The organism is Aneurinibacillus migulanus, assembly GCF_001274715.1.
In the GTDB taxonomy this organism is placed as follows: domain Bacteria; phylum Bacillota; class Bacilli; order Aneurinibacillales; family Aneurinibacillaceae; genus Aneurinibacillus; species Aneurinibacillus migulanus.
Map to the genome: position 1 here is coordinate 160,159 of NZ_LGUG01000013.1, position 25,991 is coordinate 186,149.

Sequence of the window (25,991 nt, forward strand, 5' to 3'; positions counted from 1 at the left end):
TACGGTTTGCTATCGGGAATGTATTTCTGTAAGGAGGAAGGCTAGGGCTTGTTATACTTGATGAATGGGCTTTGTCAGCAGAAAGCGGGTGGAGGTTTTTTCGCGGCGGAGGAAGAAATCGCTCGTATCCTTCACCAGAAAATCATACAAAAAATTTAAATCATAGGAATTGCATTGTTTACAAAATACATTATTTTCTGTTAATATTAAAATTAAGAAATATTTGCCCGTTATACTAAGGAACCGGTCGTTTAAAGTCTTCCTTTAAACATCCCGGCAAGCCTAGCCGTATAGCGGAGAAGCGAGGGTACTTCCGTGTTGTATGATGCCGACTCCATCTATATCATAGGCGACGCTCAATCATCGATTAACAATCCGATTACCCAGCAGTATAGCGCATTTTTCATCGGACTGGTCATTGATTGTCGGAGTGATAAGATTATCGATGCGGGATGTTCGTCTACGATACCGCTAACTTCAGACTTTGTGCGTTCAATTTTTGTTGGTCGTACGATTTGGGAGACGGAGGAATTGGCGGGTGAGATTCGTCGAAGATACCACGGATCGTCTCAAAAGGCGCTGATTGTCGCCTTTAAGGATGCACAGAAGAAATACCGTGCACTTGGCAGAGTGAGCGTAGATCAGGGTTCTGCGTGACTAGAAGAGCCTGTTCAAAAAGGAGAACAAACAGAGCCATGAAGTTCAAGGCGCGGTAGACCCGAGCAGCGGAGCGTAGGGGCAACGCAGACATTCGCAGTTCTGTTTCCCGGATTTTTTGAACATCCTCTATAACTGAATATAAACGCTGCTTTATTTATTCGTATGGCGTACATACACGTAAATAAAACCCAGCAGATGATCATTTGTGGCAGAAGCTGCGGATCATTTGCTGGGTTTTCTGTATTTATTTTGATTCATCCAGATCGATTGACGGAGGTGGGGAAATGGCGTCGTTTGTGCTGCGCAGGTTCATTTCCATGGTTATTACACTGTGGCTCATCGTCACAGTAACATTTTTCCTGATGCATACGATTCCGGGCTCGCCATTTCAGCGTGACGGACGGGAAAGTAACGAGACGGTCATTCAAAATTTAATGGCGCACTACCATCTTGATCAGCCGCTCGGCGTGCAATACGTATTGTATTTAAAATCGTTGGTAGGATTGGATTTGGGACCATCCATATCGCACTATCCGGATACGGTCAATAACATGATCGCCCGTGGTTTTCCGGTCTCATTTCAACTAGGTATGGCTGCGCTTTTATTTGCGATTGTTTCAGGAATCGCCTTAGGAACGGTAGCTGCGCTTCGCCACAATAAAATTATCGACTATGCGGCGATGGTATTCGCCGTCATCGGTATTGCAGTCCCGAACTTTATTGTAGCTACAGTGCTGATTAAGTATGTAGCGGTAGAGTGGAAGCTGTTTCCCGTTGCATCATGGGGAACATGGAAGCATATCGTGCTACCTGCTCTGGCCCTGGCAACCGGACCGCTTGCATTAATTGCCCGTATGACCCGTGCGAATATGATCGAAGTGCTGAACCAGGATTATATTGAAACGGCAAAAGCGAAGGGACTATCTCCGGCTGTCATCGTGTGTAAGCATGCGCTGCGTAACGCAGTGTTGCCGGTTGTGACATTGCTCGGGGCACTTCTCGCGAATGTGTTGACCGGCAGCTTTGTCATCGAGAAAATCTTTGCTGTCCCTGGTATGGGCAAGTATTTTGTAGATGGAATTAACAACCGTGACTATGCGGTCATTATGGGAACGACGGTATTTTACAGCGCCTTGCTGGTATTCTTGATGTTCCTTGTAGATGTAGCCTATGGCATCATCGATCCGCGCATTAAGCTACATAAGAGGGAGGGATAGCATGGGAGTGCCTAACGAATTGTTCGTTCCGATGAATAAAGACGCGAATGCGGCTGAAGCGATTGTGCGGCCGCGACTGACGTTCTGGCAGGATGCATGGTTGCGCCTGCGCAAGAATAAGCTGGCTATGATGGGACTTGTGGTGATTTTTATCGTTGCGGCGCTCGCTATTTTTGGTCCATATCTGACAAGTCAGAGCTATTCTAAGCAATCGCTATTAGCAGGGAATCAGCCGCCATCCGCTGAGCATTGGTTCGGTACGGATGATTTGGGACGTGACGTATATGCGCGCATTCTATTCGGTGCCCGTATCTCGCTGTTTATCGGAATTATGGCGGCACTTATCGACTTCTTTATCGGCATCGTTTACGGAGGAATCTCCGGATACATGGGCGGCAGAGTGGATAATATCATGATGCGTATTGTCGATATTTTATACGGTGTTCCATATCTGCTCATTGTTATTCTGTTGATGGTAGTAATGGGGCCCGGTCTTCTTACTATTATTATCGCGCTGAGCGCTACCGGCTGGCTCGGAATGGCGCGGATCGTACGGGGACAGGTATTGCAGCTGAAAAACTCGGAGTATGTACTTGCGGCTCGAACGATGGGAGCGCGGCCGTGGTATATTATTCGCCGTCATCTACTTCCCAATACGTTAGGTATTATTATCGTACAGCTTACATTTACTGTTCCGTCCGCTATTTTTGCGGAGGCATTCCTGAGCTTTCTCGGTCTAGGCGTGCAGCCACCGCTTGCCAGCTGGGGTGTGATGGCGAACGATGCGCTTCCTACCATTCTGTCAGGTCATTGGTGGCGCTTGTTCTTCCCGGCTTTCTTTATCTCATTTACAATGCTGGCATTCAATACGCTTGGTGACGGATTGCAAGATGCGTTCGACCCGAAGCAGAGGAGGTGATGCAGGATGGAGAAGAAGAAATTGCTGGAAGTAGAAGGGCTGCATGTTTCGTTTCAAACACATGGTGGTACGGTACAGGCCGTCCGCGGAGTAAGCTTCTCGTTACATGAAGGGGAAACACTGGCCGTTGTAGGAGAGTCCGGTTGCGGCAAGAGCGTGACGGCGCGCAGCATTATGCGTCTAATTCCGGAACATATCGGTCGGATTACGGAAGGGCATATTCGGTTCCAGGGTAAAGATCTGACGGCATTGACTGAGAAGCAGATGCGTGAGCTACGAGGATCGCAAATTTCGATGATTTTTCAGGATTCGATGACCGCTTTGAATCCAACCATCACCATTGGAGAGCAGATTATGGAGGGCATCATACGCCATCAGAAATTGTCGCGTCAGGAGGCGAAGGTGCAGGCAATCGAGACACTGAAACTGGTCGGCATCGCTAATCCAGAGAGCCGTTTAAGACAGTATCTTCACCAGTTCAGCGGCGGAATGAGGCAGCGGATTATGATTGCGATCGCGTTCGTATGTCGGCCCAAAATTCTGATTGCTGATGAGCCAACAACCGCCCTTGATGTAACGATTCAGGCGCAAATTCTCGATTTGTTCAAGCGGCTACAGGAGCAGACTGGTGTCTCTATTATTATGATTACCCATGATCTCGGAGTCGTCGCGAAAATTGCGAATCGTGTAAATGTGATGTATGCGGGACAGGTGGTGGAGTCCGGAGCTGTGCGCGACATCTTCTATCAGCCGCAACATCCGTATACCCGTGGACTGTTAGGATCGATGCCACGCCTTGATTTGGAGCGAGATATTCCGCTGAAGTCGATTCCAGGCACGCCGCCTGACTTGTTCGCACCGCCGCAGGGCTGTGCGTTCGCTGCGCGGTGTGAATATGCGCTCGAAGTATGTGGGCGCTATCAGCCAGAGACGACAGCGGTCCATGATAGGCATCAGGTAGCTTGCTGGTTACAGGACCCGCGAGCCAAAAACATACGGCCCCAGATGGATGAGGCCATTGGATGAGGCAGTTCATTTTTTCAATGGATAAGAAATGATATGTCGCTGTAAAGCAAGAAAGTGGCATAAAGCGGCCGTTTGGCTTCGTTGTGGAAAAAGGACGAGAGGCAACGCCCGCGAGTTTTTCTTATATAAAAAGGGGGAAATCAATGTGAGAAAGCTTTCAGCGGTATTGCTCAGCTGTACGATGGCATTGGGTGTACTGGCGGCAGGCTGCTCAACGAATGATACAGCTGCACCAGGAAACCAGGATGCTGGGCAGGCCAAGCAGGAACAAAAGGCCAAGATTCTGATGTACAACAACCAAGAGGAACCGACCTCCCTAGATCCGCCTATTGGGTTTGATGAGCGTTCATATGATATTCTCACTAACTTGATGGAAGGATTGACTCGTCTCGGCAAAAATCAGGAACCGGAACCTGCTATGGCTAAAGAATGGAAAGTGTCGGAGGATAAAAAGAAATATACATTCACCCTTCGAGACGGAGTGAAATGGTCTAACGGGGAGCCGGTGACTGCGCAGGACTTCGAGTATGCATGGAAGCGGATGCTCGATCCAAAAACTGCACCTCCATCTCCGGCAGCCTTTCTGGCGTATGTTATCGAAGGAGCTGAAGCCTTCAACTCTGGTAAGGGTAAGGCTGAAGACGTAAAAGTGAAAGCGATAAATGAGAAAACGCTGGAGGTCACACTCGCTAAACCGGCTTCTTACTTTCTCAATATGGTAGCTAACCCTGCGCTATTCCCGGTTCATAAAAAGACGGTGGAGAGCAATAAAAACTGGGCTGCCGAGAGCAGCACATATGTAAGCAACGGTCCGTTTAAAATGAGTGAGTGGAAGCATAATGATGAAATTAAGATGATCAAGAACGAAAGCTATTGGGATGCTGCCAATGTCAAGCTTGATGGTGTGACATGGAAGATGATTGACGACCTTGGTACCGAGTATCAGATGTACCAGACAGGCGAACTGCATGCAACGACGAATGTGCCGCCCGATTTAAGTGACCAGTTGTTCGCGGAGAACAAAGCCAAGGTTGAGGACGGGGCGGGAACGTACTTCTACCGCTTCAATATTAAAAAAGAACCATTCGATAATGTCAATATTCGTAAGGCGTTCAATCTAGCTCTTGACCGTCAGAAAATCGTTGATTTGATTAACAAAAGAAAAGAAAAACCGGCTACTGGCTTTGTTTCCTATGGATTTAAGGATCCGGCAGGCGGAGATTTCCGTGATGTTAGCGGCGAGCTATTGAAGTTTAATGCGGAAGAAGCAAAGCAATTGCTCCAAAAAGGAATGCAGGAGAAAGGATATACGAAGCTGCCAGAAATTACTCTTGTATATAACGACAGTAGTACGCACCCGAAAATTGCCCAGGCAATGCAGGAAATGTATAAAGAGGTACTTGGCGTCGAGGTTAAGCTGATAACGAAAGAATGGAAAGTGCTGCAGGATGAGCAAAAAAGAGGGGAGTTAATGCTGTCACGTTCCTCATTCCTGCCGGATTTCGCCGATCCGATTAACTTCCTGGAAGGCTTTCAGACCGGAAATTCCATGAATCGGACCGGTTGGGGCAATGCGCAGTACGATAAACTCATTCAGGATGCGTACAACGAAGCGGACGATGCAAAGCGTTATCAAATGATGCATGAGGCAGAGAAAATTCTCATGAACGAGGCACCGATTATTCCGCTCTATTATTACAACAAAGCCTATTTGCAAAGCGACAAGGTGGAAGGCATTGTGAGACATCCGTTCGGTTATATAGATTTCAAATGGGCGGATATAAAATAGGATAGCGGAGGGACGTCCGCGGCAGGCGGACCTCCCCTTTTTTTGCCCGCATAGCGTGTTCTGTCCTTCCAATATCCGAATGTGAAGGGGCGTGCACAGCGATAGGTTCATATATATGGTAGGGACGTAAGGATAGGAGGCGCAACAGTATGATAATCCGAAACATTGAAGTGAAACGGCAGGTTGTTCCGTTAAAAAAACCGTTCAAGACTGCGCTACGTACAGTGGTCAATGCAGAATCCGTTCTGGTAAAAGTTACGACGGAGAGCGGACTTGCGGGCTGGGGGGAAGCGCCGTCGACAGTGGTCATTACGGGAGATAGCCTGGATAGTATTGAGTCGGCTATTATGCATGTAATGCGTCCCCAACTTATCGGACAGAACCTGTTGGCGTATGAGCGCATTTTCCATATCATTCACCAATCTATGGTTGGCAGCAGCAGTGCAAAGGCTGCGTTGGATATGGCACTCTATGATATTTTGGCCCAGCGCTGCGGACTTCCGCTCTATCAGTTTCTGGGTGGCTACCGCAATGAGATTGAGACCGATTATACCGTTAGCGTCAATTCACCGGAAGAAATGGGAGAGGACGCGGCGCGCTATATTGAAGCAGGTTTTAATGTACTTAAAATTAAAGTGGGTAAAGACAACATTCAGGAAGACATCGCACGGATTAAAGAGATTCGCAGTCGCATCGGCAGTCAGGTGAAAATCCGACTGGATGCTAATCAGGGATGGCAGGTCAAGGATGCAGTACGCTCCATTCGCAAGATGGAAGAGATGGGTCTTGATATCGAGCTAGTAGAACAACCGGTTAAAGCGTATGATTTGGAAGGGTTAAAAACAGTAACGGATGCGGTAGATACACCAATTATGGCAGATGAGAGTGTATTTTCTCCGATGCAGGCGTTCGAGGTGCTAAAGCGTAGGGCGGCAGACCTTATCAATATTAAATTAATGAAAGCGGGCGGTATTTACAAAGCCCAGATGATTAACTATATGGCGGAAGAATGCGGGGTTGAATGCATGGTCGGCAGCATGATCGAGTCGAGGCTGGCCGTTACTGCTGCTGCACATTTCGCCGCCAGTAAGAAAAACATTACACGCTTTGATTTTGATGCGCCGCTTATGATGGCGCAGGATATGGTGAACGGAGGCGTCCGGTACGAAGGGCGAGTGTTGACGCTGCCCGACAAACCGGGGCTAGGGATTGATGGAATTGCCACAAGTGCGAATGAGGGGGTGGGGCAAGTATCATGACGCAGGTAAAACAGACAGGGTGGGCAGTGGCGACTACGGTAGCAACCGTCTGGACCGCTCCCGAATCTCCCCGAACACTCGATGTTCATGTATTAGGGAACCCGATCGATATTGAAGGTTGGATCGGAAGTATGAGTCTGGATGATAAGCTAGAATTGCATGACCGCAATCTTGTACAGACCCAGGCTTTATACGGTACACCAGTGGAGATTTTAGAGGATGCGGATGACTGGATACGTGTTGCTATTCCCGATCAGGCATCACGCAAAGAAAGTCGTGGTTATCCGGGGTGGATGCCTCGCCGCCAGGTCAAGGAAAATACAGAATATATGGCTGCTCTAGAAAAGCGCAGATGGGCGGTCGTATCACGTCCAAAAACGAGGTTATACCGGGATCGGTATAACCAGGGAATTGTGCTTAGCTTTTTGACACGGCTGCCGGTACTTGCGCAAGATGAAGAATGGATTACAGTAGCGACGCCGGATGGCCCACAGTTGCTTTGGGCGGATGATGTGACCGTAACAGATGGAAGCGCACGAAAAGATGCGGAATGTGGCTTCCGCATTCTTGAAACGGGGAAGATGTTCCTTGGACTTCCATATTTATGGGGAGGAATGTCGTCCTTTGGCTACGATTGCTCGGGCTTTGCCTATTCGATGCACAAATCGCAAGGGATTATCATTCCGCGTGATGCGTCTGATCAGGCGATGTATGGAAAAGAGATCGCGCCCGAGGATTTGGCACCTGGTGATTTGTTGTTTTTCGCATATGAAGAAGGGAGGGGAGCGGTTCATCATGTAGGCATCTACGCAGGAGCAGGTATGATGATTCACTCTCCAGAGACGATAAGCTCAGTTGAGATTATTCCGCTTCGCGGCTACAAATATGAGAACGAGCATTGTATCTCCCGACGATACTGGGAATAAACGAACAGGCGAGGAGGGGCGGACTATGGGAGCAAGGAAGCTGCTTCAGGTAAACGGGCTGAAACGATATTTTTCATTGGGAAAAAATCAATTGCTGAAGGCGATCGATGATGTATCGTTCGAGATTTATGAAGGGGAAACATTCGGTCTGGTGGGTGAATCAGGCTGCGGTAAATCAACGACTGGCAGAACAGTCATCGGGCTGTATCCACCCACTCAGGGTGAAGTGCTGTATGAAGGAAAGAATGTCCATAAGTTAAAAGGAAAAGAATTACAACGCTTTAATATGAAGATGCAGATGATTTTTCAGGACCCGTACGCCTCACTGAATCCGCGAATGATTGTTGCGGATATCATTACCGAGAGCATGGAAATAAACGGTTCCTATTCTCGAAAGGAACGACACGAACGAGCGCATGAACTGCTGGAGATGGTCGGATTAAACAAAGAACACGCAAACCGCTTCCCTCATGAATTCAGTGGAGGCCAACGGCAACGGATCGGCATCGCGCGAGCTTTGGCGTCAGATCCGCAGATGGTCATTGCAGATGAGCCGATTTCGGCGCTTGATGTATCGGTGCAGGCGCAGGTTGTGAATTTGATGAAGAAGCTTCAGCGGGAGCGTAACTTGAGCTATTTGTTTATTGCCCACGACCTAGCGATGGTAAAGCACATCAGTGATCGTATTGGTGTAATGTATCTCGGTAATTTGGTGGAGCTAACGACGAGCGACCAACTGTATAAAAATCCGAAGCATCCATATACACAAGCACTGTTGTCAGCTATTCCTGTACCGGACCCCGATGTGGAGATGAGCAGGGAGCGTATTCAGATTGAAGGAGACGTACCGAGTCCGATAAATCCGCCCGGTGGCTGCGTATTCCGAACGAGATGTCCGATGGCTAAGCCTGTGTGTGCGGAGCAAAAGCCAATTTGGCAGGAAGTCGCAGTACAACATTATGCTGCTTGTCATCTGTATAATTGAACCATGGATATGTAACAACAAAAGAGCGAGAAACGGAAGAATCTCCGTTGACTTGCTCTTTTTCCGACCGCTCCCGCCCACCGACCTTCCTTCTTTTCTTATCTCCCACCATAAACATTTGTCGATTTATCAAATCAGATGTATATAGGGTATGGTAATATAGTACCCAGCGTTTATGATTTTACCCTACTTCTTCATCTTTGAAGCAAAGGGAGACAGCATGGTGCATACTCGGAAAGAAAGAAGGGTAGAAAGAGAAAAGAAAGGGGAAGTGTAGCTTGATATCTACATTGGTGCTTACAGATGAACTAGAGCTTATAGAGAATATTCCCGTGCCCCAATTGTCGGCCGTCAATCCCCTATGGTACTGGGTGGATTTTCAAGCTCCGACGGAGGAAGAAGGTCGGCTGCTCGATACATATTTTCACTTTCATCCGCTGGCGATTGAAGATTGTTTCCACTTTCTGCAGCGGCCCAAGCTTGACTATTATGATACGTACAATTTTTTTGTTCTCCATGCGTTAAATCTGGATACGCTGGATGCTGAAGAGGTAGATATGTTTATCGGGGATAATTTTATCGTATCGTTCCATTTAACGCCTCTGCGCGAAATTAGGGAAGTCTGGGAGAAAATCCGGGAGAATCAGGATATGTGGACGGAAGGACCGACTTATATCGGCTACTTAATTATCGACAAGCTGGTAGATTATTATTTTCCGGCCGTATACGAAATCGAGGATAATCTCAATGAATTGGATAGCACAATGAAAGAAAGCTTCAGCAGGCGTTTGATGGATGAAGTGTTCGATATTCGCGGCGATTTGATTAAGCTTCGTCGCATAGTGACCTCCATGAGAGATTTGCTGTACAGGATTTTGAATTCGGAGCGTCTGCGTCAGTTTAAAGAATCGCGTGTATATTTTACGGATGTGCACGACCATCTGCTGAGATTGTCAGAAATAGTGGATGCGAGCCGTGACATTACCGCAGATATGCGAGACAGCTATATTTCTATGACTTCGCACCGGATGAACAATATAATGATGACGTTAACGATTATTTCCTCCGTGTTTATTCCATTAACATTCATCGCCGGAGTGTATGGGATGAATTTTGATTATATGCCGGAGTTAAAATGGAAATACGGATATTTTATTATATGGGGCGTTATGCTGGGAGTAGCGGGTTCATTGTTTTGGTGGTTCCGCCGCAAAGGATGGTTCGATATGTAAAGGGGCCAGGGGGAAGTCCCTCTCCAGGGCCTCCTTTTTTTATCAGAGAGCAATTTCGCAAATATTTCCTGATTTTTCTTTGTTTCCTTGTTTATAGCTTTGTTTGTAGGCAAAGAGTTGTATGATATAATATAAATTCTGAAAACATTGTAATACAGCGTAAAAAAGTTTATACAAAACAAAAGCAAGGGAAGATAGGGGAGACTCATGAAACAAACAGAACAATGGACATCGAAGCTTGGCTTTATTCTGGCGGCTGCCGGTTCGGCTATCGGTCTGGGGGCGATTTGGAAGTTCCCTTATGTAGCAGGAACGAGTGGGGGTGGCGCCTTCTTTGTATTGTTTTTGCTTTTTACTGTACTAATCGGTCTACCATTGCTGCTTGGAGAGTTTATCATTGGCCGCAGTACCCAGAAGGAAGCGATTACCGCCTATAGAACGATTGCACCGAATTCAGGCTGGCAATGGATCGGTAGGCTAGGAGTTGCTACCTGCTTTATTCTGTTATCTTTCTATAGTGTAGTAGGCGGTTGGATTCTATTGTATTTTTTTCGTAGCGTGACAGGGCAACTCATTCATGAAACGCAAAGCTACGACAAGCTATTCGAACAAATTATTACCGACCCGACTATGGCAATTGGAGCGCAGTTTGTATTTATGCTACTGACCATCCTTGTAGTGGCACGGGGTGTGCAGGATGGCATCGAGAAAGCCAATAAGTACATGATGCCTGCGCTGTTTCTCCTGTTCCTTATTTTAATCGTCCGTTCCTTAACGCTGGATGGAGCGTGGGCTGGTGTAGCCTTCTTCTTACAACCTGATTTCTCCAAGCTGACTTCGGAGACGGTACTGTATGCGATGGGGCAATCGTTTTTCTCCCTGAGCGTGGGGGTCTCCGTTATGGTAACGTATAGCTCCTATCTGGCGAAAAATGAAAGTCTAACACGTTCCGCAACTTCTATTGTAGGGCTTAATCTGGCTATTTCCCTATTGGCGGGACTTGCCATCTTCCCAGCAGTATTTTCGCTTGGTGTAGAGCCAACAGCAGGACCGGGCCTTCTATTCATGGTGCTGCCGTCCGTCTTTGCCAAGATTCCGTTCGGCGGTCTGTTCCTGACGATTTTCCTAGCGTTATTCCTGTTTGCTACACTCACGTCCGCATTTTCAATGCTGGAAATTATCGTTGCGTCGCTGGCTAAGGGGAATAAGGATAAGCGTAAAAAAGCAACCTGGCTAACCGGACTTGCGATTTTTGTAGTAGGAATTCCTTCTGCGTTGTCATATGGTGTATGGAGTGACATGACGATTTTCGGCAAAATTATTTTTGATGCGTCTGATTTTCTTGTGAGTAACATTTTAATGCCGCTTGGTGCATTGCTGATAGCTATTTTCGTTCCGTTGAAAATGAAACGTGACGTGCTGATTGCCGAATTCAATTCAGGCTCAAGCATAAGCCGACGCTGGTTTGCTGCCTGGCTGCTGCTTATCCGTTATGTAGCGCCGATAGCAATTATTATTGTATTTCTCGATGTAGTAGGGGTTATTTAACTCTGGATTCATTTGTATTAACAAAACCTCCATGTTTGTTTGAGGCTGTTTTTGGTAAAATAATAGGAGAACCAAGATATCCTAATACCAAGGAGGGCACTGCTATGCCATTTATTCCTGGAGACCGCTTTCGGAATCTTGATACGTTGAAGAGGGAATTCATGAATATGTTCCCGGATTTGATACCGGAGTCATCTTCTCCGCGTATCGATGTGTATGAAACAGAGACGCATGTGGTGGCATCCTGCGAGATTCCCGGCATCGAGAAGAAAGAAGACATTGACATTCATATTGATGACAACATGCTGACAATCAGCGGCACCATTAATAAAATGCATGAGGTGCGGGAAGAGAATCTGTATCGTAGGGAACGATTTTCCGGCCGTTTCGAGCGTGTGGTGAATTTGCCAAGTTCGGTGACAGCCGAGGATGCAAAAGCGAGCTACAAGAACGGTATTCTGGAAATTCGAATGCCGAAATCGTTGATGGACCGCAGGAAAAAAGTCGACATTGATTTTCTATAAGAGCTTGTTCAAAAAGGAGGACAAACAGAGCCGTGAAGTTCAAGGCGCGGCAGACTCGAGCAGCGGAGCGTAGGAGACTACGTGAGCAACGGAGGGGCAACGCAACGCAGAAATTCGCAGTTCTGTTTCCTGGACTTTTTGAACATCCTCTATAAGGGTACAAAGAAGGGAGCCGTATAGGCTCCTTTCTCATGGTTAGGAAAGAAAAAATCGCGAGGTGTTGCCAAACGTTGCGAGGAGGGAATGGAGAATGACAGAAGTGGATAGCGGAGACATTCAAGAGCGGTGCAAGAATGCAGATGCGGCGTTTGCTATTTATTTTTATACGCCTATGTGTGGCACATGCGGTGTCGCCGAGAAGATGCTTGAGGTAATTGAGGCTACAATGACCGCGCTTCCGTTGTATAAATGCAATATTAACTTTGCGCCAGATTTAGCCCGGGAGTGGAAAATCGAAAGCGTACCGTGCCTGAGCCTTATAGAAGGAGGGGCATGTAGTCGCAAAGTGTATGCGATGCGTTCGGTTCCTGACTTATATAACGTCTTAAAACCGTTGATGAAGAAAGAAACTTGATGAATGAAAGTAAACATAGTATGCTGAAACAGTTGTTTGATTGACAACATAGCTTAGCATGAATAAGTGCAGAGGAGAAGAGGAGAGAGAAAGAATGAGTCAGCAAGCACAATGGACCTCAAGGTTGGGGTTTATTCTCGCAGCAGCCGGTTCGGCTATCGGGCTGGGGGCGATTTGGAAATTTCCATATATGACGGGTACGGGAGGCGGAGGAGCCTTTTTCGTTCTGTTTCTACTGTTTACAGTATTGGTGGGGATGCCGCTTTTACTGGCGGAATTCCTTATCGGACGTAGTACGCAAAAAGAAGCAGTAAGCGCATACAAGGTACTGGTACCGGGGTCGGCGTGGCCATGGATTGGGCGTCTTGGTGTACTTACGTGTTTTCTTGTACTGTCGTTTTACAGTGTAGTAGGTGGCTGGATTCTGCTATATTTGTTTCGGGGAGTTACAGGACAGTTATGGACTGGAAATGTGGCATATGACCGCCTGTTTGGGGAAATTATTGCAAGCCCGTATCAGGCGGTGGTGGCGCAGCTTTTGTTCCTACTATGTACAATATACGTAGTAGCCCGAGGCGTACAGCAAGGGATCGAGAAAGCCAATAAATATATGATGCCGGCTTTATTTTTACTATTTATAGCATTAATCGTTCGCTCCCTGACGCTGGAAGGGGCATGGGCAGGCGTAACGTTTTTTCTGAAACCCGACTTTTCGAAATTAACTTCCGAAGTCGTACTGTATGCGATGGGACAATCGTTTTTCTCGTTGACGGTCGGGGCTTCGGTCATGGTGACATACAGTTCGTATTTGTCACGTAAAGAAAGCCTCACCCGTTCAGCAACCTCCATCGTGAGTCTAACGGTTCTTATTTCATTTCTGGCGGGTCTTGCGATTTTTCCAGCGGTATTTTCGCTCGGAATGGAGCCGACGGAAGGGCCGGGGCTGTTGTTCATTGTATTGCCTTCCGTATTTGCACAGATTCCGTTTGGTCATTTGTTCTTTATTATATTTCTAGTGCTGTTCTTATTTGCTACCCTTACGTCTGCATTCTCCATGCTGGAGATTATTGTGGCGGCATGGACAGCGGGTAAGCCAGACAGGCGGAAGCGTGCCGCAATATGGGGAGGAATGCTGGTATTTCTTGTTGGTGTGCCGTCTGCGCTGTCATTCGGTTTACTAAGCAATGTAACATGGCTTGGCAAAACGGCGTTTGACCTGGCGGATTATGCCGTCAGTAATGTATTGCTTCCGCTTGGAGCTTTGCTTATTGCGATTTTTGCACCGTGGAAGATGCGGAAAGAAACTTTGCTACATGAACTAAGCGTAGGCACGAAGTACGGCAAGTATTGGTTTGCAGCCTGGTTTTTCTTTATCCGTTATGTGGCACCACTGGCTATTATTATCGTATTTTTGGATGTAACAGGTATACTATAGGAAGCTTAATCACGGATAGGAGTCTATTTTGCCCTTATATTCCCCTTGTGGGGCTTATAAGGGCAAAACTTTTTCTGAATCGCCTCCTTCCAACCACATTCCCCTGTCAAAATATCAAGTGTAATTTATATAGAATGATAACTGGCAGAAGTATGTTATAATCAGAAAGAGGTTAAAAACCTTTATTCACTTCTTATAGGAGAGTGCTTATCATGATTATCAAGTTCATTCGTTTACGTTAATTTGAGGTACTGTTCATTTATGCTCATCCATTTTTTTTTGAAAAATGTGTGGGTTTATTTGGGTGTGCCTTTTTTAAATTAACAAATTCGAATGAAATGAGGAGTTAATCATGAGTGAAAAGATAAATAAAATTAATGGAATTGATATATGCACAGAGAGTTTCGGTAATCCAACCCATCCGGCGGTCTTACTGATTATGGGAGCTATGTGTTCGATGGTTTATTGGGATGAAGAGTTCTGTCAACGATTAGCCGACACGGGACGATATGTTATTCGATATGATAACCGCGATGTCGGACGTTCCATTACCTATGAGCCGGGGAATTCTCAATATACCGTAGTAGACATGGCTGATGATGCTGTTGGGGTACTTGATGCATACGGTATTGACCAAGCACACATTGTCGGTATGTCATTGGGCGGTATGATTGCTCAAATTGTAGCATTAAGGCACCCTAAAAAAGTTCTAACCATAACTTTGATAGCGTCAGGTATTTTCGGGTCTGATGACAACAACCGGGATTTGCCTCCGATGGATGAGAAGATACTCGCTTACCATGCCAATGGAGCTACACTGAATTGGTCAGATGAAGAATCGGTTGCAAATTACTTGGTTGCAGGGTCACGTTTGCTCTGTGGTTCAAAGCATACATTCGATGAGAAGAGAGTTTATAAGCAGGTAACCAAAGAAATAAAACGAGCTAACAATCTACTCAGTATGTTTAATCATGCACTTCTTAAAGGCGATGATTTCTATGAAGGAAAGTTAAAAGGAATCAATGTACCTGCTTTGGTTATCCATGGCACAGAAGATACGGTGCTTCCATATGAGCATGGTCTAGCTCTGGCTAATGAAATTCCCAATGCATCGATGCTAACCCTCGAAGGAACGGGTCACGAAGTTCACTTTGACGATTGGGATACTATAATTAATGCTATCTCGAACCATACTTCAGCCGTGTAAGCATTACAGGACTTAAATAGCTAAACAATAGACAAACCAAGAAGGGTTACAATCGGCACAACCGAATTTGTAACCCTTCATCTATTGATAATGGATTTTGAATCGCTACTAAGCTAACTATATACATCTGATTTGATACATCGACAAATTCTTGTGGTGAGAGGGAAGAAAAGAAGGAAGGGCGGTGGGCGGGTCGAAAAAAGACACGTTTGCCTTTCTTCTGCTGGAGCGCAGGGCGCATCCAACTTCTTCTTTTTCTGAATCGCCTCCTTCCAACCACGCTACCCTGTCAAAATATCAAGTGTAATTTATATAGTAATAATGTAGTTGTATGTCCTATTTTTACACGTATCTCGGTTGCATCCTTATATGAGATGCCAGACAACCTTTGAAATCAAGCTTTTTTCGCATAGAAGTAGCGTATCTTTTCATTAAAAAGTGGGCTAGACTTCTAAAATTTAATACAACCTAATTTTTTGAGTGTATGTAGGGCGGTGTTTTCATTTTTTTTCTCGATATAAATATACCGCGTTAATGTACTATTTGTTAATTCTACACATTTGTTATAGCTTAGTCTCATGCTGCTAGAGAAACGTATAATAAAAGGTACTCCATCTTCAGTTAGCTGATTCGCGACTGAGAAAAAATCTTTAGTATCATCTGTTTTATAAATTAAGCAATTATACTTCTTATTTTTATACCAATGAAAAATTGACATAATTATTTCAAGTGCGACATATAAACAGGCCAGTGCTCCTATAACATCCAAGATCACTGCCTATCCCTCCTTATTTTTTTGTGCTTTATTAAAAATTCAAATGAAAAAGCTGAGGGAATAATACCAACTGCCTCAGCTTTCTCATTTCACTTAATTTTCTACATACCATTCGTTAGCTTCTTTGTCTAAATCAAAATCTTTAGTAATCATTTCTCCTTCACCTTTGTTACGAAGAAAAGCAATTTTTCCTTTGGTAAGTTCTTTGTTAATCAGGATAATTGGAACAGTATCCCCTGCTTGTCGAGATTGGTTCATAGCATTTTCAATTGCTATAATGAAGGAAGTTTCAACCTTTGGAGAATACTTTTTAGAAATTTCTCTTTCAATAAAATTGCTTTGTATATACGAACAATATATCCATTCTTGTCCATCTTTATCATAGACAGGTAACATATTCCTCAAGCCATGTTCAAAATCATTTACAGTGCTTTGTATTTTATGATTACTGGAGTCGCTTTGGTTCATTCCAATATTTAAGAGAGCTAATGTTTTAGCGTGAAACTCCTTTGTCTTAGGGGACTGAAGGGTGTAATCATTAGATTGTACATTCATTTTTAGTTTTTCACTTATTTCTTTTGGTAGCGATAAATTTTCTTCTGCTCCTTGAGAGGCTAATGCTGCTCCCGAGATAGCTAACAAAGAAACCGACATAATGGTCACTGTAATAAAACTCCTTTTTTTCACCGTGATTTCCCCCTTTCCTTTTTACATAGCTATGTAGTAAACAGTTGTTTATTTTTTCCTTGCTCTTAATACATCGGAGGATGTCTTAGAAATATCTGTTTCCCCATCTTTATTAACTACATGATGCTTAGCTTTTAACTCGTATAGGGAACCTTTCTACCAACCATATGCCTCGAATTTTACTTCTGCCTTTTTCTGATAAATATCCGAATCTTCCCGTTGCCATACCCCATCTTTGTATAAAGTAGTTTGTACAACTGCTTCTCTTAAGTCGAAATCTCTTAATTGGAGGAAATACCCAAATAAAACACTAACAAATTATACAAATAAAGTAAATAAATGATTATTAAACATTCAGATGAGATATAGATGTTCTAGATCCAGTAACAGGTGGGCTACTATAATCTGTCAGATGATTTTCATCATACTATATACATCTGATTTGATAAATCGACAAATTCTTGTGGTGAGAGGTAAGAAAAGAAGGAAGGGCGGTGGGTGGGAGTGGTCAGAAAAAGATACGCTGCCCTTTCTTATGCCGGAGCGCAGGGCGTATCCAACCTCTTCTTTTTTCCGAATCGCCTCCTTCCAACCACGCTACCCTGTCAAAATATCAAGTGTAATTTATATACTTTGCACACAATAACGTACATCAATTTCAATATAGAATCTCAGATGAAGGAAAGAAAAAAGGAATTACTGAATCTGATTTGAGGCATTTTGCTCCTATTGCTTATTAAACTAAAGGGAATGGATAGTTGAGAAAAGTATATATTTAACGATCTATGTTTGATAATACTGCCTATGCAAGTTAAACTCCCGGTTATCGGGAGTTTTTTATAATTTCTTTTAACAGTTTGATAATGTATGCGAGCATTCCAATTACAAAAATGATACCTGTGATAATTACAGGTCCTACAATCTCTGGAGCGCCGTTTGTAATCGTCAGGATACCCCAAAGTAAGAAGAGGACAAGCATGAAGATAATAAAAGTCCAAGATAGAAATTTAACCATAACCCCCACCTTTTCCCATCAGAACACAAAATTGAGTAATTGACACCTTTGGAATCTTTTCTTGAAGTTATTCGATTAATAATGATATCCAGATAAATAGAGTAAATATAATCGGCACCATTACTATTACCGATATCAAACCAATCCAAAACATAGGCTTTTTAAATAAACTTTTTAACATATCAGGAATAGAGTCTTTTGATTGAGCCTTATCTAATTTTACTAAGCAATTGTTTAAGATCTTTTTCACGTATATCTCGTCGTGCTTCTGAAGCTTGTTCCATAATTCATCATATAAAATCTTGATTTCTTCGCTATTTTTGATTGTATTCAAAGTCAAGCCTCCTCCTTTTAACAGATATCAGCCTTTGTTGGAAAACTGTTGATTATCCATAAGGTGGAAGAAAAAAGGTACCTATCCACCTGTGAATACTAAGAGTGTTGATTATTCAGAGAGGAAAAGACACCAACAACGAGGCACGAACAGGGCTTTTCGTCTCTCTTCCGGAACAAGAAGCGAGCACAACAACCTTCTGTACGGGAGACGAATCGACACCCATTTGGGACTGGTTGAAGTGACTATACACTTTGGATGATACTGGATAACCAACACCCTTGATAAAATAATAAAGTTTTGTTTCTATCTTTTTTCGATACTGACATATCACTCTGAGCCGTTTTACATAATAAGTAATTATATCTAATTATTATTCATTAGGGGAATATTTCCATAAATTTTCTTATAAGTTGTTTTTATGTCTGATAATCTTGGATATGTAAACAGGGGAGTTTTCAGATGTATCAGGAAAGCTCCCTTGTTAAGTTCGCTAACCATAGTTTATGGAGCCAAGCAGCAAGAAAAACATAGTACATGTTTGTAAAAATTACCAAAATAATGTAGAATCAATTTGTAAATAATGGAGGCGATAATTTCTAATGACTCCTATAAACTTCGGATTATTAATAGGAAGTGTAGCTTTTTTATTCTCTTGCTTTTTAAATCTGTTTCGATTAAGTAAGAAATATATCATCTATCCTACTCTGATCTCTTTTGTCATAGGACTTGTATTAATACCTCTCGGCTTTTATAAGGAATTAGGATACTTTAGCTTGGGATTTGGGATGCTTGTAACTTCTTTTCTGGGAGTTATTGTTACCATCTCTATGCACTATGTAAATCGTAAAAAGCAAAAAGAGAATGGATATAACATTCGGTAATTTTCATTTTACAAACTAAAGCAGCCGTTCTAGATTTGGAATGGCTTTTTCTTTTGTCTGTAATTTGCTTTTAAAGTGTTGAAGTCGCTTTTTCATTATCATACGAAATTGGCTTATTTTTGCATGTTTAGGGATGTATGTTGACTTGATTTTTGGTGCTTTGGTTTCTTGATAGGTATATCCATAATCCTTACAATGGAAAGTAATTGGTGAAATATGGCTATAAAACATAAAAAAGGAACAATGAATAAAATAAAAAAAAGAGAGATCATTATTTTTCTTCTTGTCATAGCCCTAATTTCTACCCCTTTCATTTACATTAAAACCACATTAATCAGTTTAGAAAATAAGGTCCACAATTATCTAGTGATGGAAAAAGGGATAGAAAATAGTAATATTTCCAGTATTAAAGGTCTTGTTGGTAAAGCTCCATTATTCGCTGTAGAAGTTGTTTTTACAGATGAATCTGATGTGAGGTATTTTTATAGAGAAATAGAAAGTGGAGAAATAATCCAAATAGGCTCGTCACTTAAACCAAAAGGTTATAGGTACAAACATATGGAAAGTTAATATTAGTGACTGTGACACCTTCTAGAGTTAACTATACCTATTTGTATGTTTTATACGAAGATGTATCGGTCTCTTTTATTGTACAAAAAACGTACATTTTAACGATGTTGTTTTTGGGATGATTTTTAGATACAAAAAAACATAAAAAAGGAGGCAAAATGCCCCCTGTGTTTTTCATGTGCCAAAAATCATCCATTTTTATTAGAACGGATTAGCCGCGGCGTAAGTTGCCTAGTTCGGTTACGATGGCTTGCAGTTCGCTTGTGCTAAACTGGTCTTTTCGCATAACCATATCATAAATATCGCGTAAATCCTCATATTTTTCTTCGTCAAAATGAGAAGGCTGAATCGCTCCAACGTTTACCATACGAAGCTTGTTTGTAATTCCTTCGAGCATAAACTCGATATTTTCACTTGTTTTCTTCGATAAGTCCATCCTCTTCACCTTTCCCGACTACGTATTTTACTTATTGTATCACGTTTTTTGTTAGGATTCTTCCTTGCTGTACACATTTCATCTGTATTGTTAGTACATAAACGCAAATTAATGTTCAGAAAAGTTTAAAATATCGTTCATCTTCTTTGTTTACGTGGAAGTAGAATAAAGAGCAAGCAAGAGAGCTTGTCAGTTAAATGAAAAACCGAATAAGGAGAGGAAGCAAGTGAATCAAATTGAATATCAGCGTTCCATCGTAAGAGAGGAAATGTATGAAGCAAAAGAAGAACCGGCGAAAATCCTGGCAACTGCTAAAGCAAAAGAAGCGAGAATGACAAAGGAAAAGCGAGACCAAGAGGAGGCAGAGGCATTCTCTACGCTTCATCTTCCCTTATTATAAATGCAAAGAAAACCTTCGCTGCTTTTGCGAAGGTTTTTATAGTAAATGAACCAAAATTGCGACAGTTTACATATTATCTGGAAAGTATGTTACGCTAAATAAGGTCATTATTCCAATATAAGTAGGAGGTGATAAAATTGGAGTTTTATGTATGTATCACGGCTTTTCATTATATGTCGTATACATGGAAAGAATAAAACTATAAAAACATATGAAGAAAATGAACGGAAGTGAAGGTGATATTTCTTGGTTTTTTATATTTCAATAGCAGTCATTCTTTTATTTGTTCTATGGGGCGCATTTATGCCGGAAAACATGGGAAGCGTAACGAATACAGCACTTGCATTTACGGTTAACAAGTTCGGCTGGTTTTATTTGCTGGCTGCCTTTAGCTTCTTGGTGTTTGCACTTTATTTGGCATTGAGCAAGTATGGAAAAATTAAGCTGGGTAAAGACGATGATGAGCCGGAATATTCATTGCCAACCTGGTTTGCAATGCTCTTTAGCGCAGGGATGGGAATCGGTCTCGTATTCTGGGGCGTATCTGAACCATTGAGCCATTATTTAACGCCTCCAACTGGTACAGGAGGTACGCAGGAAGCTGCACAACTGGCCATGCGTTATTCCTTCTTCCATTGGGGATTACAGCCGTGGGCTATTTATGCGGTCATTGCGCTTTCGCTGGCTTATTTCCAGTTTCGTAAAGGACAGCGTGGTCTTATTAGCTCTACATTCTATCCGTTGCTCGGAGAACGGGTGAATGGCCCGCTTGGCAAGACGATTGACGTTCTTGCTGTAATCGCTACCGTATTTGGTGTAGCAACCTCGCTTGGCCTTGGTGTATTGCAAATTAACGGAGGACTTACTCATTTAACGGGAATGGACAATACTATTACCACTCAGATTATTATCATCGTTGTGGTGACCGTATTGTACCTCGTATCCGCGACCACAGGATTGGACCGGGGTATAAAAATTTTAAGTAATACCAATCTTGTGTTGGCGGCTGGGCTCTTGATCTTCGTGTTGTTTCTCGGGCCTACGACTTTTATCTTTGATACGTATACGTCGACGCTCGGCAGCTACTTACAGAATCTTATACAGATGAGTCTGCGCCTGACCCCGTTCACAGATAATTCATGGATTTCCTCCTGGACGTTGTTCTACTGGGCCTGGTGGATTTCCTGGGCACCGTTCGTCGGGTTATTTATCGCCCGCATCTCAAAAGGAAGAACAATTCGTGAATTCGTGCTTGCTGTCCTGTTTGTTCCGACATTGTTTAGCTGCCTATGGTTTACGGTGTTCGGTGGAACTGGATTGTATCAGGTGAGATTTGAAGGAAGTAATCTGGCACAGATAGCTCAGGAAGACGTCACAATGCCACTGTTCCTAATGCTGGAGACCTTGCCGCTCGGCACGATTCTCGCAGTCCTTGCGACGCTTCTAATCATTGTATTTTTTGTTACCTCCGCTGACTCCGCTACATTTGTGCTGGGTATGCTATCATCGAAAGGTGATTTGCATCCAGATGCAAAAATTAAAATTATCTGGGGTGTATTACAATCGGCCATTGCAGTCGTGTTGCTGATGAGCGGCGGCTTGAACGGCTTACAAACGGCCGCGATCGTTACCGCGCTGCCGTTTGCGATCATTTTGGTGGCTATGTGTTTCTCTATTGTTAAAGCGCTACAGCAAGAGGCAAAAGAAAAACGAAAAGAAGAAAAAGCGCTCCGTAGAAGGCTGGAGACGCTTTTGGAAGACGATTAGAATATTAGCAGCGGGCGGGGAGGAGCATTTCCCCGCCTGATTTGTTATAAGAGGATGTTCAAAAAGTCCGAGATAGAGATGTGTTTACAGGAACGTTATATGAAAAAGGGTGATATATAGTCTGCAGATGTTCAAATAGTCCGAACCGCTTTAAGGTATTCGTTGATATAGTGATCAAGTCGCTGGCTGATTCTGCATACTTCGGGGTCCGCCAGACTTCTCTCTTCCGCTGTTTGAAGCATTTGTCGGCGTAATTCTTCAATCTTTCTAAGGAGTTCTTCCATCCTATATCACCCCTTTTTTATTGTTGAATTATAGTATTATATAACTATATGAATTCTATTTTATCCTATTTCGACAAAAAATCCATAAAAAAGGAAAGTTTTTTTGAACCTTGTCAAAAGTTATCTTTCTACACTATATAAATTACACTTGATATTTTGACAGGGGAGTGTGGTTGGAAGGAGGCGATTCAGAAAAAGAAGAGGTTGGATGTGCCCTGCACTCCAGCGGAAGAAAGGCAAACGTGTCTTTTTCCGACCGCCCACCGTCCTTCCTTTTTTTCTTACCTCTCACCACAAGAATTTGTCGATTTATCAAATCAGATGCATATAGGCTGGTTATAATTAAAATGGTGCAGGATGAATTTTATATAAGAGAGAGGGTAGAAATTATGATGAATAAACATAGCATTGCGGCAGATGAATTTGCAGCCAAGTATAAAAACGGTGATCTTGATGATGCATACATTATGGACGTACGTGAGGAATATGAGTGGGAAGCAGGTCACCTGGATAAAGCGCACCTTGTGCCAATGAACACAGTGCCCGAGAAGCTGGATGCTCTGGATAAAACGAAAACGATGTATATTATTTGTGCGCACGGTGTCCGGAGCTGGCATGTTACTCAATATTTGTTAGGTAACGGGTTTGAACAGGTAGTGAATGTCGAGGGTGGAATGGCGGAGATTGAACACCATTTAGCGTAGTAAAGGAGCTCCGTTCGCTGTCCTTCGTTCCTGGGTGAATACATATTTAAGCTTGCTAAAGAAAGCACCGCGCGAAAAGCGGTGCTTTCCCTTTTGCTAAGGTCGGGTGTCTATGTTGCTTAGAAACTGATTTACGACTTCAACAAATTTTTCGTGATCAGAATCTTTAATCGTATGGCCCGCTCCTTCGAATACTTCTATATGAGAGCGCGCCGGTTGCAGGCAGGCTACATATCGCATAGCCTCCTTATCGGAAAGCAAGGATTCCTCTCCTGTTCCTCGCATGATGATTGTGGGGCATTGGATTTTCTTCAGTTCATCCCAAAAATCAATTTGTCTCGAATCCTTCTCAATTCCCCTGACAACATGAGCTTTCAATAAACTTGCTCCCTGCTTATTTCCCCAGTAACTGACTAAATACTCATCTGCCCAGCCTTTAGGCATTTCCTTGTGTTCTGCCGGGTACTCTGCCAGTAGCAGTCCTTTAATACGTGCTGGATATTGAAGAGCGTACCCAAGTGCATAAGAAACACCCCTTGAGTAGCCCATAAGATAGAAGGCTTCTACTCCTATATGTTGAACCAGGGCTTCCATATCGCTTACATGATGCTCCAGAGAGTAGCCTTTTTGAGGAGAGTCGCTTTTCCCTCTTCCCCGAAAAGAAAGAGCGATGCATCGCCTTGCTGGCAACGCTGATAGGAATGGCACATAATTCTCTGCTGGTTCGGAAAGGCCGGGACAAATCAATAAAGGCAAATGTTTTTTGTCATTCGGATTACTATCCAGATAATGGAGCTTTATACCCTGATTGAAACACCAATCCTCTTGTAGTCGTGTCATTTCATCTCCCCCGATACAAAAAATTCGTACTCGTGAAAATAATACCTTAATTTTACTTATTTTGTATCTTTGAAAGACATTTTTGACAAAGTAAGGTTTTCTCGCCATATTTTTTACAATGCCTTCTTCCTTTATTTACGTTAAGGTATAAACCGTGACCAAAAATAAAATGCCAAATCCAATTGATGAAAAAATTGGAACGGGGGAACCGAGCATTTGGGGTGAATTCGCATATTATGCGGTCGGGCGCCTTTCAACCGAACCCGTCAGCTAACCTCGTCGGCAGAGAAGAAAGGGAGAACAGTAGTGAGAAAACACATCAAAGCAATTACAGCAGGATTCATGGCAGCAGGTATCTTACTCGGAGGTATGGCCGTTCCGGGAAGCGCTTCCGCCGCAAGCGTTTCCGCCGCAAGCGTTTCCGCGAAGGCTGGCAGCAGCGTGAACATCAAGAATGAAAGCCAAGTCATTAACAACATCATCAAAACCGGTAAAAGTCTGATGGGCAAAGCAAAATACAACCATAAGTATACGGCGGGAAAATATATGGATTGCTCTGGTTTTACCTACTATATCTTTCAGAAGAACGGAATCAATCTACATACACGTTGGGATGATGGACAAGCCAAATATGGCTCTTATGTTCCGAAAAGTCAGTTAAAGAAAGGTGACCTTGTTTTTTTCAGCACGAATAAGAATAAAAAAGGGGTTACCCATGTAGGCGTATATCTTGGAGGCGGTAAGCTGCTTGATATGGCAAATTCGAAAAGGAACGTAGCTATTAGTGACCTCAATTGGTCCTGGTACAAAAAATACTATAAAACAGCAAAAAGAATCATTCGATAATAATAAAAAATACGTGCCCGTTTTCAGGGTCACGTATTTTTTATTAGGTAAGAAAGTTACCGCTTGAAAAAGCTCGCGAGGCGTGTGCCAAACGTTGCTTTTTTCTTGTGGAGCGTGTGGCACGACGGGCGAAAAAGACCGACAACTGTCTCCCTCACCTGAGATACCCAGATGTTTTGTCGGTTCGCCCGAAGTGACACTAAGCAGCCGTTTGACGTCTTTGTGAAAAAAGGACGAGCGGCAATGCCCGCGAGGTTTTCTTATATTTATTGAAGAATGAAGAAGTAAAAGACAATCGCCAATAAGAAGCGATAGATAGCGAACGGTGTCAGACTAATCCGTTCTACAAGCTTCAAGAAAGAAACAATAGCCAGCGCCGCGACGATAAATGCTGTAATAAAACCGACGGCGAAGAAGCCCAGGTCGCTCGCTGCAAGCATATCCCAACTCTTAATTAAATCGAGTCCGCTGGCTCCCATCATGACAGGAATCGCCATAATGAATGTAAATTCGGCCGCTGCTTTACGGCTTGTCCCAAGCAAAAGCCCCCCGGCAATCGTTGCGCCTGAGCGGGAGAAGCCGGGCCATAGCGCCAGGCACTGAAACAGACCAATGCCGAATGCCTGTTTATAGCTAAGGTCGTCTATTGTCTCCGCAGTGGTACGAGGCTGCATTTTCTCGGCGACAATGATAAGAATCCCGCCGATAATAAGGCTAAGCAGTACGGTAAATGAAGAAAAAAGTTTTTCTTTAATAAAGCCGTGTAACAGCACGCCCAACACGCCAGCAGGAAGAATACCGATAAAGATGTGTAGTAGATTGAGCTGTGGTCCTATCGTCCGTTTTCTACCGATACCTAGAAGTCCCAGAATCCGTCGCCAGAACAGGAGTAGGACGGCACAGATAGAGCCGAGCTGGATAACGATTTCGAATGTCTTCCACTTTTCTTCAGTAGCACCCAACAGCTCTCCGGTCAGAATCAAATGGCCTGTCGAAGATACCGGCAAGAATTCGGTCAAGCCTTCGACGATACCGAGAATAATCGCAATTATGTATTGGTCCATATTTCTCCTCCAAACCTACCTCCGATTTTAATCAGGCTGTTCACCAGAGATTATTATATAATTAGAGAGGTAAGGTAACCACCT

General features: G+C 43.6%; 32 protein-coding genes and 1 riboswitch. Of the genes, 22 read left to right on the forward strand and 10 right to left on the reverse strand.

Features of this window, described 5'->3' with window-relative positions; translation table 11 throughout:
• Window positions 1-318 precede the first annotated feature (318 nt).
• The 8 genes from AF333_RS29895 (at window position 319) to AF333_RS29930 (ending at window position 8,781) form a co-directional block, all read left to right on the forward strand.
• Window positions 319-657 (forward strand): DUF3870 domain-containing protein, encoded by a 339-nt coding sequence (locus AF333_RS29895; RefSeq protein ID WP_043063612.1) that lies wholly within the window; start codon window positions 319-321, stop codon window positions 655-657.
• A 287-nt stretch (window positions 658-944) separates the two neighbouring features.
• Window positions 945-1,877 (forward strand): ABC transporter permease, encoded by a 933-nt coding sequence (locus AF333_RS29900; RefSeq protein WP_043063573.1) that lies wholly within the window; start codon window positions 945-947, stop codon window positions 1,875-1,877.
• Between the two features lies 1 nt (window position 1,878).
• Entirely contained in the window at window positions 1,879-2,796 is a 918-nt protein-coding gene (locus AF333_RS29905; protein ID WP_043063574.1) for an ABC transporter permease, read from the forward strand.
• Window positions 2,797-2,802: 6 nt separating this feature from the next.
• Window positions 2,803-3,822 (forward strand): ABC transporter ATP-binding protein, encoded by a 1,020-nt coding sequence (locus AF333_RS29910; RefSeq protein WP_043063575.1) that lies wholly within the window; start codon window positions 2,803-2,805, stop codon window positions 3,820-3,822.
• Window positions 3,823-3,967: 145 nt separating this feature from the next.
• Window positions 3,968-5,611: a peptide ABC transporter substrate-binding protein gene (locus tag AF333_RS29915; RefSeq protein ID WP_043063576.1), complete on the forward strand. Its 1,644-nt coding sequence runs from the start codon at window positions 3,968-3,970 to the stop codon at window positions 5,609-5,611.
• A 149-nt stretch (window positions 5,612-5,760) separates the two neighbouring features.
• Window positions 5,761-6,870, forward strand: a complete 1,110-nt coding sequence (locus AF333_RS29920) for a mandelate racemase/muconate lactonizing enzyme family protein (protein ID WP_043063577.1) — start codon at window positions 5,761-5,763, stop codon at window positions 6,868-6,870.
• Complete coding sequence (locus AF333_RS29925; protein WP_043063578.1) at window positions 6,867-7,796, forward strand: C40 family peptidase; 930 nt, start codon at window positions 6,867-6,869, stop codon at window positions 7,794-7,796. Before AF333_RS29920 ends, AF333_RS29925 begins: the two co-directional genes overlap by 4 nt.
• Window positions 7,797-7,821: 25 nt before the next feature.
• On the forward strand, window positions 7,822-8,781 hold the full coding sequence (locus tag AF333_RS29930) for an ABC transporter ATP-binding protein (protein ID WP_043063579.1): 960 nt from the start codon (window positions 7,822-7,824) through the stop codon (window positions 8,779-8,781).
• Here the strand turns inward: AF333_RS29930 and AF333_RS36515 are convergent.
• A complete protein-coding gene (locus AF333_RS36515) occupies window positions 8,699-8,914 on the reverse strand; it encodes a hypothetical protein (RefSeq protein WP_235497061.1) in 216 nt (71 codons plus the stop codon). The two genes, AF333_RS29930 and AF333_RS36515, sit on opposite strands and share 83 nt — an antisense overlap.
• 145 nt (window positions 8,915-9,059) lie before the next feature.
• Between AF333_RS36515 and corA the strand changes: the two genes are divergently transcribed.
• The 7 genes from corA to AF333_RS37095 all read left to right on the forward strand — a co-directional run bounded on the left by corA (window position 9,060) and on the right by AF333_RS37095 (window position 15,562).
• Entirely contained in the window at window positions 9,060-10,013 is a 954-nt protein-coding gene (gene corA / locus AF333_RS29935; RefSeq protein ID WP_043063580.1) for a magnesium/cobalt transporter CorA, read from the forward strand.
• Between the two features lie 207 nt (window positions 10,014-10,220).
• Window positions 10,221-11,561, forward strand: a complete 1,341-nt coding sequence (locus AF333_RS29940; protein ID WP_043063581.1) for a sodium-dependent transporter — start codon at window positions 10,221-10,223, stop codon at window positions 11,559-11,561.
• Window positions 11,562-11,665: 104 nt separating this feature from the next.
• Window positions 11,666-12,085, forward strand: a complete 420-nt coding sequence (locus AF333_RS29945) for an Hsp20/alpha crystallin family protein (protein ID WP_043063582.1) — start codon at window positions 11,666-11,668, stop codon at window positions 12,083-12,085.
• Between the two features lie 250 nt (window positions 12,086-12,335).
• A complete protein-coding gene (locus AF333_RS29950) occupies window positions 12,336-12,659 on the forward strand; it encodes a thioredoxin family protein (RefSeq protein WP_043063583.1) in 324 nt (107 codons plus the stop codon).
• A 94-nt stretch (window positions 12,660-12,753) separates the two neighbouring features.
• Window positions 12,754-14,094, forward strand: coding sequence for a sodium-dependent transporter (locus AF333_RS29955; RefSeq protein WP_043063584.1), 1,341 nt, complete (start codon window positions 12,754-12,756; stop codon window positions 14,092-14,094).
• Between the two features lie 352 nt (window positions 14,095-14,446).
• Complete coding sequence (locus AF333_RS29960; protein ID WP_043063585.1) at window positions 14,447-15,301, forward strand: alpha/beta fold hydrolase; 855 nt, start codon at window positions 14,447-14,449, stop codon at window positions 15,299-15,301.
• 132 nt (window positions 15,302-15,433) lie between these two features.
• A complete protein-coding gene (locus AF333_RS37095) occupies window positions 15,434-15,562 on the forward strand; it encodes a hypothetical protein (protein ID WP_268753654.1) in 129 nt (42 codons plus the stop codon).
• Window positions 15,563-15,752: 190 nt separating this feature from the next.
• On the opposite strand, the gene AF333_RS29965 is transcribed toward AF333_RS37095, so the two are convergent.
• Together AF333_RS29965 and AF333_RS29970 are read right to left on the reverse strand one after the other, a co-directional pair.
• Window positions 15,753-16,076 carry a hypothetical protein gene (locus AF333_RS29965; protein WP_043063586.1) on the reverse strand — a complete coding sequence of 108 codons (324 nt, stop codon included), beginning with the start codon at window positions 16,074-16,076 and terminating at the stop codon, window positions 15,753-15,755.
• A 93-nt stretch (window positions 16,077-16,169) separates the two neighbouring features.
• A complete protein-coding gene (locus AF333_RS29970) occupies window positions 16,170-16,763 on the reverse strand; it encodes a molybdenum cofactor guanylyltransferase MobA (RefSeq protein ID WP_043063587.1) in 594 nt (197 codons plus the stop codon).
• 442 nt (window positions 16,764-17,205) lie between these two features.
• On the opposite strand from AF333_RS29970, the gene AF333_RS36520 reads away from it, so the two are divergent.
• Window positions 17,206-17,409, forward strand: a complete 204-nt coding sequence (locus tag AF333_RS36520; protein WP_235497062.1) for a hypothetical protein — start codon at window positions 17,206-17,208, stop codon at window positions 17,407-17,409.
• Window positions 17,410-17,586: 177 nt separating this feature from the next.
• On the opposite strand, the gene AF333_RS29980 is transcribed toward AF333_RS36520, so the two are convergent.
• The gene (locus AF333_RS29980) at window positions 17,587-17,778 is read right to left on the reverse strand and encodes a hypothetical protein (RefSeq protein ID WP_043063589.1); all 192 of its coding nucleotides are present in this window, start codon (window positions 17,776-17,778) and stop codon (window positions 17,587-17,589) included.
• A 67-nt stretch (window positions 17,779-17,845) separates the two neighbouring features.
• Window positions 17,846-18,112 carry a hypothetical protein gene (locus tag AF333_RS29985; RefSeq protein ID WP_043063590.1) on the reverse strand — a complete coding sequence of 89 codons (267 nt, stop codon included), beginning with the start codon at window positions 18,110-18,112 and terminating at the stop codon, window positions 17,846-17,848.
• Between the two features lie 107 nt (window positions 18,113-18,219).
• On the opposite strand from AF333_RS29985, the gene AF333_RS36525 reads away from it, so the two are divergent.
• Together AF333_RS36525 and AF333_RS29995 are read left to right on the forward strand one after the other, a co-directional pair.
• Entirely contained in the window at window positions 18,220-18,357 is a 138-nt protein-coding gene (locus AF333_RS36525; protein ID WP_235497063.1) for a hypothetical protein, read from the forward strand.
• 855 nt (window positions 18,358-19,212) lie between these two features.
• Entirely contained in the window at window positions 19,213-19,566 is a 354-nt protein-coding gene (locus tag AF333_RS29995) for a DUF3139 domain-containing protein (RefSeq protein ID WP_235356561.1), read from the forward strand.
• A 211-nt stretch (window positions 19,567-19,777) separates the two neighbouring features.
• Here AF333_RS29995 and AF333_RS30000 read toward each other — a convergent pair whose 3' ends face one another.
• Window positions 19,778-20,002 carry a DUF1128 domain-containing protein gene (locus tag AF333_RS30000; RefSeq protein WP_043063592.1) on the reverse strand — a complete coding sequence of 75 codons (225 nt, stop codon included), beginning with the start codon at window positions 20,000-20,002 and terminating at the stop codon, window positions 19,778-19,780.
• Between the two features lie 226 nt (window positions 20,003-20,228).
• On the opposite strand from AF333_RS30000, the gene AF333_RS34045 reads away from it, so the two are divergent.
• Window positions 20,229-20,402: a hypothetical protein gene (locus AF333_RS34045; RefSeq protein ID WP_158502270.1), complete on the forward strand. Its 174-nt coding sequence runs from the start codon at window positions 20,229-20,231 to the stop codon at window positions 20,400-20,402.
• A 246-nt stretch (window positions 20,403-20,648) separates the two neighbouring features.
• Window positions 20,649-22,169: a glycine betaine uptake BCCT transporter gene (locus AF333_RS30005; protein ID WP_043063593.1), complete on the forward strand. Its 1,521-nt coding sequence runs from the start codon at window positions 20,649-20,651 to the stop codon at window positions 22,167-22,169.
• A gap of 131 nt (window positions 22,170-22,300) precedes the next feature.
• Here AF333_RS30005 and AF333_RS37100 read toward each other — a convergent pair whose 3' ends face one another.
• Together AF333_RS37100 and AF333_RS36530 are read right to left on the reverse strand one after the other, a co-directional pair.
• Window positions 22,301-22,453 carry an aspartyl-phosphate phosphatase Spo0E family protein gene (locus AF333_RS37100; protein WP_080787532.1) on the reverse strand — a complete coding sequence of 51 codons (153 nt, stop codon included), beginning with the start codon at window positions 22,451-22,453 and terminating at the stop codon, window positions 22,301-22,303.
• 142 nt (window positions 22,454-22,595) lie between these two features.
• On the reverse strand, window positions 22,596-22,769 hold the full coding sequence (locus tag AF333_RS36530) for a hypothetical protein (protein WP_235497064.1): 174 nt from the start codon (window positions 22,767-22,769) through the stop codon (window positions 22,596-22,598).
• A 73-nt stretch (window positions 22,770-22,842) separates the two neighbouring features.
• On the opposite strand from AF333_RS36530, the gene AF333_RS30010 reads away from it, so the two are divergent.
• The gene (locus AF333_RS30010) at window positions 22,843-23,157 is read left to right on the forward strand and encodes a rhodanese-like domain-containing protein (RefSeq protein WP_080787538.1); all 315 of its coding nucleotides are present in this window, start codon (window positions 22,843-22,845) and stop codon (window positions 23,155-23,157) included.
• Window positions 23,158-23,253: 96 nt separating this feature from the next.
• Here the strand turns inward: AF333_RS30010 and AF333_RS30015 are convergent, their stop codons facing one another.
• Window positions 23,254-23,997 (reverse strand): alpha/beta fold hydrolase, encoded by a 744-nt coding sequence (locus tag AF333_RS30015; protein ID WP_052811681.1) that lies wholly within the window; start codon window positions 23,995-23,997, stop codon window positions 23,254-23,256.
• A 160-nt stretch (window positions 23,998-24,157) separates the two neighbouring features.
• Window positions 24,158-24,297: riboswitch (cyclic di-AMP (ydaO/yuaA leader) on the forward strand.
• Window positions 24,298-24,303: 6 nt separating this feature from the next.
• Here AF333_RS30015 and AF333_RS30020 point away from each other — a divergent pair.
• On the forward strand, window positions 24,304-24,843 hold the full coding sequence (locus AF333_RS30020) for a C40 family peptidase (protein WP_052811682.1): 540 nt from the start codon (window positions 24,304-24,306) through the stop codon (window positions 24,841-24,843).
• 266 nt (window positions 24,844-25,109) lie between these two features.
• Here the strand turns inward: AF333_RS30020 and bacA are convergent, their stop codons facing one another.
• The gene (gene bacA / locus AF333_RS30025; protein WP_043063594.1) at window positions 25,110-25,907 is read right to left on the reverse strand and encodes an undecaprenyl-diphosphate phosphatase; all 798 of its coding nucleotides are present in this window, start codon (window positions 25,905-25,907) and stop codon (window positions 25,110-25,112) included.
• Window positions 25,908-25,991 lie beyond the last annotated feature (84 nt).

Coding starts and splice junctions, on each gene's coding strand:
- bacA (WP_043063594.1), bottom strand. CDS start 25,907: ATGGACCAATACATAATTGCGATTATTCTCGGTATCGTCGAAGGCTTG.
- AF333_RS29910 (WP_043063575.1), top strand. CDS start 2,803: ATGGAGAAGAAGAAATTGCTGGAAGTAGAAGGGCTGCATGTTTCGTTT.
- AF333_RS29930 (WP_043063579.1), top strand. CDS start 7,822: ATGGGAGCAAGGAAGCTGCTTCAGGTAAACGGGCTGAAACGATATTTT.
- AF333_RS29940 (WP_043063581.1), top strand. CDS start 10,221: ATGAAACAAACAGAACAATGGACATCGAAGCTTGGCTTTATTCTGGCG.
- AF333_RS30010 (WP_080787538.1), top strand. CDS start 22,843: ATGATGAATAAACATAGCATTGCGGCAGATGAATTTGCAGCCAAGTAT.
- AF333_RS29905 (WP_043063574.1), top strand. CDS start 1,879: ATGGGAGTGCCTAACGAATTGTTCGTTCCGATGAATAAAGACGCGAAT.
- AF333_RS29900 (WP_043063573.1), top strand. CDS start 945: ATGGCGTCGTTTGTGCTGCGCAGGTTCATTTCCATGGTTATTACACTG.
- AF333_RS29920 (WP_043063577.1), top strand. CDS start 5,761: ATGATAATCCGAAACATTGAAGTGAAACGGCAGGTTGTTCCGTTAAAA.
- AF333_RS29960 (WP_043063585.1), top strand. CDS start 14,447: ATGAGTGAAAAGATAAATAAAATTAATGGAATTGATATATGCACAGAG.
- AF333_RS29995 (WP_235356561.1), top strand. CDS start 19,213: ATGGCTATAAAACATAAAAAAGGAACAATGAATAAAATAAAAAAAAGA.
- AF333_RS37100 (WP_080787532.1), bottom strand. CDS start 22,453: ATGGAAGAACTCCTTAGAAAGATTGAAGAATTACGCCGACAAATGCTT.
- AF333_RS30015 (WP_052811681.1), bottom strand. CDS start 23,997: ATGACACGACTACAAGAGGATTGGTGTTTCAATCAGGGTATAAAGCTC.
- AF333_RS29945 (WP_043063582.1), top strand. CDS start 11,666: ATGCCATTTATTCCTGGAGACCGCTTTCGGAATCTTGATACGTTGAAG.
- AF333_RS29950 (WP_043063583.1), top strand. CDS start 12,336: ATGACAGAAGTGGATAGCGGAGACATTCAAGAGCGGTGCAAGAATGCA.
- AF333_RS29925 (WP_043063578.1), top strand. CDS start 6,867: ATGACGCAGGTAAAACAGACAGGGTGGGCAGTGGCGACTACGGTAGCA.
- AF333_RS30000 (WP_043063592.1), bottom strand. CDS start 20,002: ATGGACTTATCGAAGAAAACAAGTGAAAATATCGAGTTTATGCTCGAA.
- AF333_RS29955 (WP_043063584.1), top strand. CDS start 12,754: ATGAGTCAGCAAGCACAATGGACCTCAAGGTTGGGGTTTATTCTCGCA.
- AF333_RS29980 (WP_043063589.1), bottom strand. CDS start 17,778: ATGGTTAAATTTCTATCTTGGACTTTTATTATCTTCATGCTTGTCCTC.